Raw genomic sequence first — 13,168 nt, 5'->3', positions numbered from 1 at the left:
AGCGGATGAAAATCGCCGTCCTCAAGGAGCAGGCCGCCGGGGAAAGTCGCGTCGCAGCTACGCCCGAGACGGTGAAAAAGTTCGTCGCGCTGGGCGCCGACGTTGCCGTCGAGGCGGGCGCCGGGAGCGCCGCTTCCTATGCCGATGGCGATTATGCGGCGGCGGGCGCACGGCTCGGCGATCGCGCGGCGACGCTGGCTGGCGCGGAGATAATTCTCGGCGTGCAGGGGCCGGATGCGGCGTCGCTCGCCGGCGCCGCATCCGGCGCGTGGCTTGCCGCGAGCCTCAATCCCTTTGTCGAGCGCGCCCGCGTCGATGGCTATGCCGCGGCGGGGATCGAGGCGCTGGCGATGGAATTCATGCCGCGCATCACGCGGGCGCAATCGATGGATATCCTGTCGTCTCAATCGAATTTGGCCGGCTACAAGGCGGTGCTGGATGCCGCGGCGGAATATGGCCGCGCGTTTCCGATGATGATGACCGCCGCGGGCACGGTGTCCGCCGCGCGTGTGTTCATCATGGGTGTCGGAGTCGCCGGGTTGCAGGCGATCGCCACCGCACGGCGGCTGGGCGCTCAGGTTTCGGCAACGGACGTGCGCTCGGCGACCAAGGAGCAGATCCAGTCGCTTGGCGCCAAGCCAATCTTCGTCGAGAATGTCGCGGGCATCGAAGGCGAGGGATCCGGTGGTTATGCCGGCGAGATGTCTCCTGAATATCAGGCGGCGCAGGCCGAATTGGTCTCGGGGCATATCGCCAAGCAGGATATCGTCATCACCACCGCGCTGATCCCGGGGCGCCCCGCGCCGCGGCTGATCTCCGCCGCACAGGTCGCGAGCATGCGGCCGGGCAGCGTGATCGTCGATCTCGCGGTCGAGGCAGGCGGTAATGTCGAGGGCGCGGTGGCGGGCGAGGTCGTCACGGTCGGCGGGGTCAAGATCGTCGGGCATCGCAATGTTGCGGGCCGATTGGCGGCGGATGCCAGCGCGTTGTTTTCGCGCAACCTGTACAATTTTCTCAACGCGTTTTGGAATAAGGACGCGGGTCGGCCAGTGCTCGATGCGGAAATTGGCGATGCGATCCGGCTGACCAAGGATGGTCGGGTGGTGAGTGCGCGGTTGCTGGGCTGATGGGCCTGCTTAACGCCACCGCCGCGGATCCGCGCGAACTGATCGACAAGCATGGCGACGCGCTGACCGATGGCGAGACGGTGTATTTCGCGTTCAAGGCGCTGCGCGATTATATCGCCTTCACCAACTGGCGCGTGCTGTACATCAACGTACAGGGCTTGACCGGCAGCAAGCGCGATTATCTGACCGTGCCGTATCGCTCGATCACGGCTTTCTCGATCGAGACGGCAGGGACGTTCGATCTGGACGCGGAGCTGAGCATCTATCTTTCAGGTCATGACGGGATCCAGTTCAAGGTCGGGCGCAATACCGATGTGCGCAGCCTGCAAAGCTTCCTCGCGCAAAAGCTCGATCGGTAAGGGAACGGACACATGGATTTTATCAGCATCCTGTCGATCTTCGTGATGGCCTGTTTCGTGGGCTATTATGTCGTGTGGTCGGTGACGCCGGCATTGCATACGCCCTTGATGGCGGTGACCAATGCGATCTCTTCGGTGATCATCGTCGGCGCACTGATCGCTGCGGCGGCGACGGGAATCGGGGGCACGGGGGCCACATCGAAGTGGCTCGGGCTGCTCGCAGTGGTGCTGGCGAGCGTCAACATCTTCGGCGGCTTCGCGGTTACCGCGCGGATGCTGGCGATGTACAAGAAGAAGCCGGCGGCGGCGGCGAAACACTAGCCGTCACCCCAGCGAATGCTGGGGTCTCGCGCGGCATTGTCCCGCGCGAGCAATGGGGAGATGCCAGCGTTCACTGGCATGACGAATGAGGCGGGCGAGCACTATGGAACATCTGAGCGTTAATCCCTGGGCGGCGTTGGCCTATCTGATTGCCGGGGTGTGCTTCATCCTCGCGCTGCGCGGCCTGTCGTCGCCAGCAACCTCGCAGCGCGGCAATCGCTATGGCATGATCGGCATGACGATCGCCGTGGTGACGACGCTGCTGACGCATGTGCCGGTCCTGCTCGACGAAACCTTCGTCACATCGCCTGCCGGAAATGCGACGCTATGGCCCGGTGGTGTCGATTTCATCACCATCGTAGAAATCCTTGCCGCCATCGGCATCGGCGCGGCAATTGGCCTCACCACCGCACGCCGCATCGCGATGACCGATATGCCGCAGCTTGTCGCGGCGTTCCACTCGTTGGTCGGTCTGGCCGCGGTGTTGGTCGCCGCTGCTGCGTTCCTGAACCCTGCAGCATTCGGCATCGTCGATGGCCTCGGCAATATCCTTACCGTCTCCCGCATCGAAATGGGCCTCGGCATCGCCATCGGCGCGATCACCTTTTCCGGCTCGGTTATCGCCTTCCTCAAGCTCAACGGCAATATGGGCGGCAAGCCGATCATGCTGCCCGGCCGCCACGTCATCAATCTCGCGGTGCTCGCCGCGATCATTGGGCTGGTCGCGTATTTCACGCAGGATCAGAGCGCCTGGGTATTCTGGACGATCACCGCGCTCTCCTTCGCGATCGGTTTCCTGCTGATCATCCCGATCGGCGGGGCGGACATGCCGGTCGTCGTGTCGATGCTGAACAGCTATTCGGGTTGGGCGGCGGCGGCGATGGGCTTCACGCTGCACAACACGGCGATGATCATCACCGGCGCCTTGGTCGGCTCGTCGGGCGCGATCCTCAGCTATATCATGTGCAAGGCGATGAATCGCAGCTTCATCAGCGTGATCGCCGGCGGCTTCGGCGCCGAAGCGGTGGCGGGCGACGGCGAAGCGAAGGAGCAGCGGCCGTGGAAGCGCGGCAGCGCCGAGGATGCCGCGTTCCTGCTGCAGCAGGCCGAACAGGTCATTATCGTTCCCGGCTACGGCATGGCGGTGGCGCAGGCGCAGCATGCGTTGCGCGAGATGGGCGACAAATTGAAGGCACACGGCGTGCGCGTGAAATACGCGATTCATCCGGTGGCCGGACGTATGCCCGGACATATGAACGTACTGCTGGCCGAGGCCAACGTGCCCTATGACGACGTGTTCGAGCTGGAGGATATCAACGGCGAATTCGCGCAGACCGACGTCGCGTTCGTGATCGGCGCCAACGACGTGACCAATCCGGCCGCCAAGACCGACAAGACCTCGCCGATCTACGGCATGCCGGTGCTCGACGTGGAGAAGGCCAAGACGGTGCTGTTCATCAAGCGCAGCATGGGCGGGGTGGGCTATGCCGGCGTCGATAACGATGTGTTCTATATGGACAATACGATGATGCTGCTCGCCGACGCCAAAAAGATGGTCGAGGAAATCGTCAAATCTCTGGAATGATATGCGGCGCAAAACACACGGCGATTATCGTTCCCCAGGATAAGCTGCTCGGGCAAGATTGCTCCGAAACGGTGATAAGTTAGGCGCACCGCGTGCTGTCGCGACGCATCGCGCGCTTACCGCCGATATGGATGGATTACGGCTCCCCGAACGCGGCGAAATGCGTATTTCGAGGCTGGAAACGCTGGGGGCGGGGATGATCGACGACGCACCATGTTATGATTCGCGGCTGGGCGCGGTTCTTGTTGCCGCGCCCGCTTCGATCCTCCCGGCAGAGGCGGTCGCACTGGCAGGCGCCAGAATCCTGCTGCGCGCTGATTGGGCTGATGCAGCGACGCTGCTGGCCCGCCCGCTGCGGCTCGATCTGCTCGTGCTCGAAGCGATCGGGGTCTGCGATGCCGTACTGGCGACCGCGCTGCCGCCGATCATCGGGGAAGCGCGGCGCCACGGGGCGAGGATCATTGTCGCGCTGGAGGAGGACCAGATCGATACCGTCGCCAATCATGCGTTTGGCCCGCACGTCGACCTGCTATGTCGCCCGAGTTTGACCGAACGCGTCGCCGCCCTCGCCGTCGCTGCGGCAGGGCGCCCGGATGCAGTGGTGGGCGAGGTTGGCCGAGATGCCGAGGCGGCGCGGTTGCGACGGTTGAACGAAGAAGTGGCGCGTATTGCCGAGACGCTGGCGCAACTGACGCGCGACGGTGGGCTGCCGCCAGACCGCGCGCCGCCCGGCGTCGGCGACCGCCACAATGGCTATGGCGCGCCGCCGCGCGAGGACGATGTCCGCGCCAGCGATCTACGGCAGGCCATCCGCGCGCGTCGGCTGCGCGGGCAGTTCTTCGATCCCACGCTGCTCGAAGATCCCGCTTGGGATATGCTGCTCGATCTTTACGCGGCCGAGCTTGAACGCGCGCAGGTCTCGGTATCGTCCTTGTGCATCGCTGCCGCTGTCGCACCGACCACGGCGCTGCGCTGGATTTCCAAGATGACCGAGGCCGGGCTGCTCGAGCGAGAGCCGGATCCGTTCGATCGCCGGCGCGCGTTCATGGCGCTCTCCGTCCAGGCGCGAGATGGCCTGCGTGGCTATTTTGCGGCGGTGCGACGCGCAGGTCTATCGATCGCCTGATGGGTTGCCAGGGGGGCGCTGCTTTGGCATGGAGCACGCGGGGGCGATTAGCTCAGTTGGTAGAGCGTCTCGTTTACACCGAGAATGTCGGCGGTTCGAGCCCGTCATCGCCCACCACCCCCGCCAGAACCCGCCATCGTGGAATTACGCGATAGGCCTGCACGACAGGGCCATCGAGCCCCAGCATCGCCACCGCGCGCAGCCCCCGCTGATGATTGCGGCTGGTTCACGCTCGATCGGTATGGGCCAAGCCTGCCACGACGAGCTCAAGGGCAGCGCGCTCGTGGGGCGAACCGCCTGCGGGCAAGCCGCCGTCAAGGGCCAGCGTTGCCATCCCGTGGACCGCCGCCCAGCACGCGAGCGTCGCCGCGTCCAGATTGACTGGCGCGAGTTCCTGTACCCGCCGGACCATCACGCCGTAAGCATTGTCCTCGACCGGTGGTGGGCCGTCATCGTGTCCGGCAAACATCAACCGAAACAGGGCGGGGCGGGCCCGCGCGAACGCGATATACGCTTCGCCCTGGGCGACCAAAGCAGTGCGCGCATCGGGCTTCTGATCCGCCATCAGCAGAACGTTGCGCAGATCGTCGAAGCCAGCCATTGCCACCGCGCCCAATAGTGCTGCCTTGTCGCGAAAGTGCCGGTACGGCGCCATCGCCGACACGCCGGCATCGCGCGCGATCGCCCGCAGGCCGACATCCTCGCCACGCTCAAGTGCGGCTAACGCCGCCGCAAGCAAGCGCGCATGCAGATCCAGACTATTTTCATTCGCCATGTTTACATCGTACACCAATTGTTTATGCTTACGCTGTAAGCAGCAGAAGGATGAAAGATGCAAGCGCCCATCGATCGGCAGTCTGTGGACCTGTCGGCCTATCCAGATCTGGTCATGATCATGCTTGGCTTCCAGTTGAAAGGGTGGCGCGGGTTGCTCGCGATGCGCCGGATCGGCCCGGGGCTGAACGAGATCGGACGGCGCGCGCCTGAAGGTCTGTTGGCGCACGAAGGCATGATGTTCGGTCTGACGCATTTCGGTTTCCGCCAGTATTGGCGCGATATCGACATGCTTGAGCAGTTTACGCGGAGCGAGCCGCACGCCGATTGGTGGCGTCGCATCCGCGAACTCTCGGCGGGGGCCGGTTTCTGGCACGAGACATACCATGCCAGGGGCGGCGTAGAAGCGCTGTATGTGGCAATGCCCGAGCCGGTGGGCCTGCAGAAATTCGCGCCGGGGCGGCGTCCGGTTGGCCCCTTCATGACCGCCAGAGCGCGCGTCCAGGGCGGCGTCACTCATGCGGCGTCGCCGCAATAGCCAAGCTGACGAGGATCGGACGCTAGCTGATCAGCCACATGCCGTCGCGTTCCATCATCCCCCCTGCGGCGGCAGCGCAATTTCGTACAGTTTGGGCCAGTTCTTGCCGGTGACGTACAGTTTGCGCGCGGTTCGATCATAGGCAATGCCGTTGGCGACGGCATCGCGGTCCACCACCCCCGCCGCGGCGACCAGCACGGATAGATCGATGATGCCGCGCACCACCCCCGTCGCCGGATCGATCCGCGCGATCGCAGGTGTCATCCAGATATTGGCGAGAATTTCCCCCTCCACATATTCCAGCTCGTTGATCTGCCGCAGCGGCTGGCCGGCATAGGTAACGGTCAGCCGCCGCACGACCTTCATCGTTACCGGATCGAGGAAGCGCAGTACCGGCGTGCCATCCGACAGGATGATGTGGCGCCCATCATCGGTCATGGCCCAGCCTTCGCCATCATACCGGAACGTGCCGAGCCGTTTCAGTTTAGGCAGCGACCAGCGATAGCCCTGGCCGCCATGCCACACGACGCTGCGCAGTTCGTTGTTCCACGCAACGATGCCTTCACCGAACAAGGGCGCGGGCAGCGCGATCTGGTGCAGCACCTTGCCGGTTTTGAGATCGACCTGACGGATATAGGAGGCGCCTTCGCGGCCGGTGCTTTCGTAGAGTTTGCCGTTGGTGATCAGCAGCCCTTCGGTAAAGGCGCTCGTATCATGCGGATAGGTAGCAACAAGCGTCGGCTGGATGGCGGGCGGTCGCGGCGGCGTTTCCTGTGTCGAAGACGTGGTGGCGACAAGCAGGACGGCAAGCGCGAGAGCGCGGATCATAACGTGCGGACCAATCGGATGGCGGGGGCGATCCAGGGCGGATCGGTAACGACCTGCTGGCGGCTGCCGGCGCCGAGCGGTAGGAGGTGCAGCTTGTCGCCTTCACGGCCGATCAATCGCCCGAAGAGGAAGCGGCCGGCGGGGCGGGGGACGAGCACATCGCGATTGAGCGCCCGCGCGAAATCGGCAGGGGCGAGCGTCTCGCACCACAATGCATCGCCGCTGCGATAATCGCCAATGCCCTGCGCGACCGTGACCGCGATCAGCCCGGGGCCGGGCGCTGGCGGGGCGACCGTGGCGGTGCGTTTGGGGGCGTGTGCGCCGCCGGCATCGAGGATGGCGGCGACCGGAAGGTCGGCGCGCGTCGGCAGTTTGACCAGATCGGCGGCGGTAACGCCGAGCGCATCGGCGATGCGATTAAGCCAGTCGACCGAAACGGTGCGCGTGCCCGTCTCCAGCCGGCCGATGGTTTGCGCGGTGGTCGGCGGGCTGCAGGCCCTGGCGACATCCTCAAGCGTCAGCCCCTTGGCGCGGCGAACTTCGCGGATTGCAGTAATCATCGTGGTTCCTAACCAGATTGGTTTTTGTGCTGTCCTACAAACATGACGTTGTGGCAAGCCGCGATTCGCACGGACGAGAGGAGAATGGCGATGCGGCACTTGGCAGAACGGGCGGTGGCGGGGAGCGCGCGGCGCGTGACGGTCAATCTGGCGGAGTCGCCCCTGGGCTGGTTGCGCTCGCGCGATCTTGTCGATGCGCGGCAGTTCGAGGCGGGGGAACGATTGCGCGGCGATTACGAGCGCGCGGCGATCGCGCCGCGAACCACGATGCGCTGGGCGCCGCGCGTCGACGGTGGTGGCGCGGCGCTCGATCCGGGCACGGCGCAAATCGCGGCCAAACGACGCTTCGATGCCGCGGTCGGCGCAGTCGGGCCGGGGCTTAACGACATATTGTGGCGCGTGGTGTGCGCGGGCGAGGGGCTGCCGGCGGCGGAACGGGCGCTGGGTTGGCCGGCACGCGCCGGGCGCGTCGTGCTAACGCTGGCGCTCGATCGGTTGGCCACGCATTATGGCTTGCGATGATCGGGTAACGATGGGGCAGTGATGACGGTAACAGCAGAGGTGATCGCCGTGGCGGCTGACGGCGCGCATCGGTTCGCCAAGCCGCGCCGCAACGAAATCCGGCTGATCGAGGGGCTCGGCGTCGAGGGGGACGCGCATCTGGGCGTCACGGTGCAGCATCTGTCGCGCCAGAAGAAGGACCCGGGGGCGGTCAATCTGCGTCAGGTGCATCTTATCCACGCCGAATTGTTCGATGAGCTGGCCGCAAAGGGCTTTGCCGTCGCGCCCGGCGAATTGGGTGAGAATGTTACGGTGCGGGGCATCGATCTGCTCGGATTGCCCGAGGGCGCGGTGCTCGCGCTGGGTAATGCGGCGCGTGTGCGCGTGACCGGGTTGCGCAATCCCTGCAAACAAATCGACCGCTTTCAAAAAGGGCTGATGGCAGCGCTGTTGAACAAGGCGGCGGATGGGACCCTGGTGCGCAAAAGCGGGGTCATGGCGGTGGTCGTTGCGAGTGGCGTGGTGCGCGCGGGGGACGCCGTGCGAATCGTGTCAGCCCCGGCGGCGTTCGTGGCGTTGCCCGTGGTGTGAAAGGGCAAAGCGGGCGTCGGCCGCTATTCAGATGTCATGCGGCTGTAAATGCCGTCCTCCTCCTTTGGCGAGAAAAAGTAAGGATACAGCGATCGAGATGTCGAGTTTTCTCCAATGCCGGCCAGTCTATTGATCTCCGCGCGGATCGTGGAGACTTTGAGATTAAGCAATTGGGCAGGAGCGGCAACGCTTGCATTGATCTTGAGATTGCCGACGCGCTTGAAGCCAAGCATTGCTTCATAAAATCGCGTGTGGCGAGGATTTACCTCAATGAATAGATCCGTACAATCATGCCGGCGCTGACCATATATAAAGACCAAATGGAACATTGATGCCAATAAGGGCTTGGATGGCGCGGTGGTATCGAATGCGAGCTTGGTAAGTTCGCACACCTTGGCGCCGGGGACCTGCCGGAACGTGTCTATCTCGTCTTTGAAAATAGCATCGGCTGCCAGACCGGCGCTGGAATCTACGGCGAGTGTGATCGTGCCAATCGTTTCTGGGCCAGCGGTTGCCGAGAAGGTGGTGTGCGTAGGTGTCTGTGGGATAACGTGCTGGTCGCCATAGCCGCGTGTAGAATACATCTTGTTAACCAGCATTCGCGCGGAATTTCGTTGCTCTCCGATATCAGCCAGACGCACCGTAATCGGATTTACCCCACTGACATTTTCCGACCACGGCAGTCGTATTCCCAATGTCGATGGTGGGTGTGATCTTTGTTGAGTATCTCCAGCCTGCAATGGCAGGAAACTTCTCTCGTGAGATTGCGGATCATGAAACATTTGCATTTTACGCTCCGATCTTTGACTGAGTTATCGCCTGTTGAAGTAATTCATAGCTAAATGTGCTTCTGCAGCGCTAATAACCTTGCGTCGGCAAGAGCATTAAACAGGATCTGACAAACGTCCGGAAAGATTTGCAGCGTAGTTGCTCAGATGTGTGGAAAAGTTCATCGAACGCATGTGTGCGATCGAAGCCTGCCAAGTGCTTCTCCAACTATCCGCGTACTGTTAAAGTCCCCCAGGAGTGATCGTCTCAGATCGATATTGGCCTGCCTGCCTCCGAATCGATGCCCCAATGCCAGCACGCTTTATTCTACGTCCGTTTGCGACGGCCGCCTGCGTGCAGGGCATTCGAGATCGCGCTGATGCCGAACCCACAATGACATTGTCCGAAAATTTTTGCCCCCCTCTTGGGCCAAGACGCTCCTAAAGTGCGGCAACATGAGCAATACGAAGAAATATCTCTTGGGCGCTGCTGCAGCAGCACGCCCAGGGACCTAAAACGACGATGATTAAAATATAAATATTATCTATTTGTGCCCGGTTGCGCCGCCCGGTCTGAATAAAAATTGCCGGCGGACGCAAGAATGAAATATAATGATTCGATTAATAAATTACTTAAGCCCCAAAAATGTTTTAATCGTAAAATTAAACAACAAATAGGTATATTCGCATTGCCGATATTGAACGGCGATCCGGTTCTACATTCAAATACTGTGCCAGCTGCTCGTTGTTCGGGAAGGCGGTCCAGAAATGGCCGCGCGCGCGGGCGTCGGCGCCGGATTCACGGCTCGAGCATCGCGCTGGGACGCCATTGGAGCCAACAATGCGCGACGGGATCAGTTCGCTATATCATCATTATATCCGGCGCGGTCCTGCGGCGGATGCTTAGGCCATGCGCAAATGCTGATCCCGCCCCGCCGCCTTTGATTGACTCGGGTTGAGCGCTCCCGCAAGTTAGCGCCGCTTCCTGTTCGCGTCACGACGCCGGCCCCGCCGGCATATCGACCTCGACTTCCTCCGCGCCACAATGCGGTGCGTGAAGAAGGATCATGCGATGACGCTCGACCATATCGGAACCCCTGCGGACGGCAGTTCGCAGCTATGCCCCGGCCTGCCTGCCGCCCGACGACCATTCGATCTCGCCGAATTGGAAACGCGCTTCGATCCCGAGCTCGGCACGCTGTGGACCTATATGCGCCAGCGAGTCCGCCCCAGCTTCACGCCGAGCCTGCTGCGCGAATTCGAACAGTGGCAGGCTGATATCGTGGATGTGCGCTCCTCGGGGGCGATGCCGATCCGTTATCTGGTGCTGGGATCGCGCTTTCCGGGTATTTTCTCGCTGGGTGGCGATCTCGATCTGTTCGCCGCCCACATCCGTCGGGGCGATCGCGAGGCGCTGGTCCGCTATGGCCGCGCCTGCGTGCAAATCCTGCACCGCAATATGTTAAGTCTGGAGCAGCCGATCATCACCATCGGCTTGGTCGAGGGCGATGCGCTGGGCGGGGGCTTCGAGGCGCTGCTGTCATTTAACGTGGTGATCGCGGAGCGGGGCACGCATTTCGGGTTGCCCGAAACCAATTTCGGGCTGTTCCCGGGGATGGGGGCGCATTGTTTCCTGTCGCGCCGGCTCGGGGCGGCGCGCGCGGAACAGATGATCCTGAGCGGCCGCAGCTACAGCGCGGAGGAATTATACGATCTGGGCATCGTCCACGGCCTGGCCACCAAGGGTCAGGGGCGCGCCGAGGTGGAAAGCTATATCCGCCAAAACAGCCGGCGCCACAGCGGGCATTGCGCGATTTATGAAGCGTCGCGCTCGGTCAATCCGCTGCCGCTGAGCGAGCTGCAAGCCGTGGTCGGGTTGTGGGCCGATGCCGCATTGCGCATCAGCGATGCCGATCTGAAGCTGATGCGCCGGCTCGTCAGTGCCCAAACGAAGTTGATGGATAAGGCGTTGAACTGAATTGCGCCGCGTCCGGCGAGAAGCCGTCCAGCGTATTACGACCGCTCAGCATGGAGGTCACCATGCTGGGCGGCATGGGGTGCGCGAGCAGATATCCTTGCACGGCGTCGCAGCGCGTACGGCGCAGCTGATCCAATTGCGCCTGCGTTTCGATCCCTTCGGCCACGGTTCGCATGCCCAATTTGGCGGCCAGTTCGATCACGGTTTGCACGATCGCCACCGAAGCCGGGCATTGTTCGAGATTGGCGATGAACGAGCGATCGATCTTGAGCGTCTGGAAAGGGAATTTGGTCAGATAGCTGAGCGACGAATAGCCCGTGCCGAAATCGTCCAGCGTGGTGCGTACCTCCAGCCGGTTGATCGCGTCCAGCGCGGCCAGCGATGCGTCGATATCATCGAGCAGTACGGATTCGGTCACTTCCAGCTCGAGCCGGTCGGCCGCCAGACCGCTCGCCGCCAGCGCGCTCAGAATGATGATCGGCAGGTTGATTGATTTCAGTTGCACCGGTGACAGGTTTACCGCGATCTTGACCTCGACCGGCCAGCGGCTGGCGGTGCGGCACGCTTCGCGGATGACCCAATTGCCGATGCCGACGATCAGGCCATTATCCTCCGCAATGGGGATGAATTCGGCCGGCGCGATCGCGCCGTGGCGCCGGTTGGTCCAACGCAGCAGCGCCTCGCAGGATAAGATGCGCTGACCAGCCAGATCGAAAATCGGCTGGAACAACAGGTGAAATTCGCCCCGTTCCAGCGCACCGTGCATTTCCGCGGCAATATCGCGGCTGCGTTCGATTTTCTCGTCCATGAGCGGCTCGTAAAAGCACATCTGCCCGCGGCCGCCATCCTTGGCGCGATACAGTGCCAGATCGGCGTTCTTAAGCAGCGTATCCGCGTCCACCCCGTCGCTGGGGGCAATCGCAACCCCGATCGACGCGCTGATCTGCAACAATCGCCCGTCATGATCGACGGGCCGTTTCACTTCGGCCAGAATTTCGCTGCCGATGCGGTGCGCGTCGCAGCTGTGGCGTATCGCGCTGATCACGGCGAATTCGTCGCCGCCCATTCGGGCAACGATACAATCGCCACCGCTAAAGCGATGCGCCAGCCGGCCGGCGACTTCGACGAGCAGCGCGTTGCCCGCCAGATGCCCAAACGTGTCGTTGATCTCCTTGAAGCGGTCGAGATCGAGCCAGTGGATGGCCAGCGTTTGATCGCTATTCTGCAATGCCTGCAGACGTGCGTCGAATTGCTCGTGAAACGCTTTGCGATTGGCCACGCCGGTCAGATCGTCGCGCCGCGCGATCGCGGCGTGATGCTCGGCCAAAGCGGTCTTCTCGCGCGATGCCACGGTCGCGGTGAGGATCACACTGTAGGTTTGCAGCGTGATCTCCATCATCGCTGCCACGAACAGGATGATCACCACCGCGAGCATCATCTTGAGCGGATCGAGTGAAAGGAAGAGCCCGGCGGACAGCGGCAGCGATGCCAGGCACAGCTGCGACAAGGCAATCCACGGGCGGCCGGCATTGCGACCGGCAATGCCCGCCGCGTAACCGATCGCGGTGGTCACCGCGAGCATATGCAGCACGCCGTCCTCAGTCTGCAGCAGCGTGAGAAAGCCAAAGGTGCCGAGCAGCCCCGCATAAACGAGCGCACCCGAGCGATAGAGGCCTTCCTGCCGTCTGGCCCAGGCGCCGCGCGACATGCTCCGAGGAGGACGCTGCAGCAGCACCGCATCGGCAATGCGGACCGCCCCGACGATGGCGATCGCCGCAGCACAGGCCAGCATGAGCCGGTGTCCGCTGACGATCGCGACAATGATCGCGATCGCGCTGCTGGTGACAGCGCCGATCACCAGCGATTGCGGAGATGTGTACAGCGATTCCACCAGCGTGCGGCGCACGTGTGCCACGACCGCCTGATCGGTATGTCGTAGCTTTCTCAGCCGGGTAATGAGGCCCATCATCGCGTTTGTATGACTGGCAATAGTGTAGAAGACACGAAGAAACGCGGAGTGTTCACCGCAAAAGTATTTCGTTGTTCAGCGAGACATGTTGTCTTTAGCGAGCGGGAGGGGGGCTGGACCACGTCCATCGGTGCGGCCATTATT

14 protein-coding genes and 1 tRNA gene are annotated in these 13,168 nt (G+C 62.7%); 10 read left to right on the top strand and 5 right to left on the bottom strand.

From position 1 onward, the window contains the following. Positions 1–5: 5 nt before the first annotated feature. From ABC969_RS06140 to ABC969_RS06115, 6 genes are all read left to right on the top strand, one after another. Positions 6–1,127: an NAD(P) transhydrogenase subunit alpha gene (locus ABC969_RS06140; protein ID WP_345863679.1), complete on the top strand. Its 1,122-nt coding sequence runs from the start codon at positions 6–8 to the stop codon at positions 1,125–1,127. After that, positions 1,127–1,486, top strand: a complete 360-nt coding sequence (locus ABC969_RS06135; RefSeq protein WP_345863678.1) for a PH domain-containing protein — start codon at positions 1,127–1,129, stop codon at positions 1,484–1,486. Before ABC969_RS06140 ends, ABC969_RS06135 begins: the two co-directional genes overlap by 1 nt. Positions 1,487–1,498: 12 nt before the next feature. Then, positions 1,499–1,807 carry a proton-translocating transhydrogenase family protein gene (locus ABC969_RS06130; RefSeq protein WP_345863677.1) on the top strand — a complete coding sequence of 103 codons (309 nt, stop codon included), beginning with the start codon at positions 1,499–1,501 and terminating at the stop codon, positions 1,805–1,807. 103 nt (positions 1,808–1,910) lie between these two features. After that, positions 1,911–3,392, top strand: a complete 1,482-nt coding sequence (locus ABC969_RS06125) for an NAD(P)(+) transhydrogenase (Re/Si-specific) subunit beta (protein ID WP_345863675.1) — start codon at positions 1,911–1,913, stop codon at positions 3,390–3,392. 160 nt (positions 3,393–3,552) lie between these two features. Further along, on the top strand, positions 3,553–4,518 hold the full coding sequence (locus ABC969_RS06120; RefSeq protein ID WP_345863673.1) for a MarR family winged helix-turn-helix transcriptional regulator: 966 nt from the start codon (positions 3,553–3,555) through the stop codon (positions 4,516–4,518). Between the two features lie 41 nt (positions 4,519–4,559). Next, a tRNA-Val gene (locus ABC969_RS06115) sits at positions 4,560–4,635 on the top strand. 109 nt (positions 4,636–4,744) lie between these two features. On the opposite strand, the gene ABC969_RS06110 is transcribed toward ABC969_RS06115, so the two are convergent. Further along, positions 4,745–5,293 (bottom strand): TetR/AcrR family transcriptional regulator, encoded by a 549-nt coding sequence (locus ABC969_RS06110; RefSeq protein ID WP_345863671.1) that lies wholly within the window; start codon positions 5,291–5,293, stop codon positions 4,745–4,747. Between the two features lie 57 nt (positions 5,294–5,350). Here ABC969_RS06110 and ABC969_RS06105 point away from each other — a divergent pair, with 57 nt between their 5' ends. Further along, positions 5,351–5,830 (top strand): monooxygenase family protein, encoded by a 480-nt coding sequence (locus ABC969_RS06105; RefSeq protein WP_345863670.1) that lies wholly within the window; start codon positions 5,351–5,353, stop codon positions 5,828–5,830. Between the two features lie 54 nt (positions 5,831–5,884). On the opposite strand, the gene ABC969_RS06100 is transcribed toward ABC969_RS06105, so the two are convergent. Together ABC969_RS06100 and ABC969_RS06095 are read right to left on the bottom strand one after the other, a co-directional pair. Then, entirely contained in the window at positions 5,885–6,658 is a 774-nt protein-coding gene (locus ABC969_RS06100; protein ID WP_345863668.1) for a glutaminyl-peptide cyclotransferase, read from the bottom strand. Beyond that, a complete protein-coding gene (locus ABC969_RS06095; protein ID WP_345863667.1) occupies positions 6,655–7,218 on the bottom strand; it encodes a helix-turn-helix domain-containing protein in 564 nt (187 codons plus the stop codon). The genes ABC969_RS06100 and ABC969_RS06095 overlap by 4 nt, the downstream gene beginning before the upstream one ends. Before the next feature lie 90 nt (positions 7,219–7,308). On the opposite strand from ABC969_RS06095, the gene ABC969_RS06090 reads away from it, so the two are divergent. Beyond that, positions 7,309–7,740, top strand: coding sequence for a DUF6456 domain-containing protein (locus ABC969_RS06090; RefSeq protein WP_345863666.1), 432 nt, complete (start codon positions 7,309–7,311; stop codon positions 7,738–7,740). A 21-nt stretch (positions 7,741–7,761) separates the two neighbouring features. Further along, on the top strand, positions 7,762–8,310 hold the full coding sequence (locus ABC969_RS06085) for an MOSC domain-containing protein (RefSeq protein ID WP_345863665.1): 549 nt from the start codon (positions 7,762–7,764) through the stop codon (positions 8,308–8,310). A gap of 23 nt (positions 8,311–8,333) precedes the next feature. Here ABC969_RS06085 and ABC969_RS06080 read toward each other — a convergent pair whose 3' ends face one another. Next, positions 8,334–9,098 carry an N-acyl amino acid synthase FeeM domain-containing protein gene (locus tag ABC969_RS06080; protein WP_345863664.1) on the bottom strand — a complete coding sequence of 255 codons (765 nt, stop codon included), beginning with the start codon at positions 9,096–9,098 and terminating at the stop codon, positions 8,334–8,336. 1,051 nt (positions 9,099–10,149) lie between these two features. Between ABC969_RS06080 and ABC969_RS06075 the strand changes: the two genes are divergently transcribed. Continuing rightward, on the top strand, positions 10,150–11,055 hold the full coding sequence (locus ABC969_RS06075) for a crotonase/enoyl-CoA hydratase family protein (RefSeq protein WP_345863662.1): 906 nt from the start codon (positions 10,150–10,152) through the stop codon (positions 11,053–11,055). Here ABC969_RS06075 and ABC969_RS06070 read toward each other — a convergent pair. Next, complete coding sequence (locus tag ABC969_RS06070; RefSeq protein WP_345863660.1) at positions 11,015–13,024, bottom strand: putative bifunctional diguanylate cyclase/phosphodiesterase; 2,010 nt, start codon at positions 13,022–13,024, stop codon at positions 11,015–11,017. The two genes, ABC969_RS06075 and ABC969_RS06070, sit on opposite strands and share 41 nt — an antisense overlap. Positions 13,025–13,168 lie beyond the last annotated feature (144 nt).

The organism is Sphingomonas qilianensis, assembly GCF_039614825.1.
Classification (GTDB): domain Bacteria; phylum Pseudomonadota; class Alphaproteobacteria; order Sphingomonadales; family Sphingomonadaceae; genus Sphingomonas; species Sphingomonas qilianensis.
Note: the sequence above shows the minus strand (reverse complement) of the source record. Positions and strands in the feature narration are given on the sequence as shown.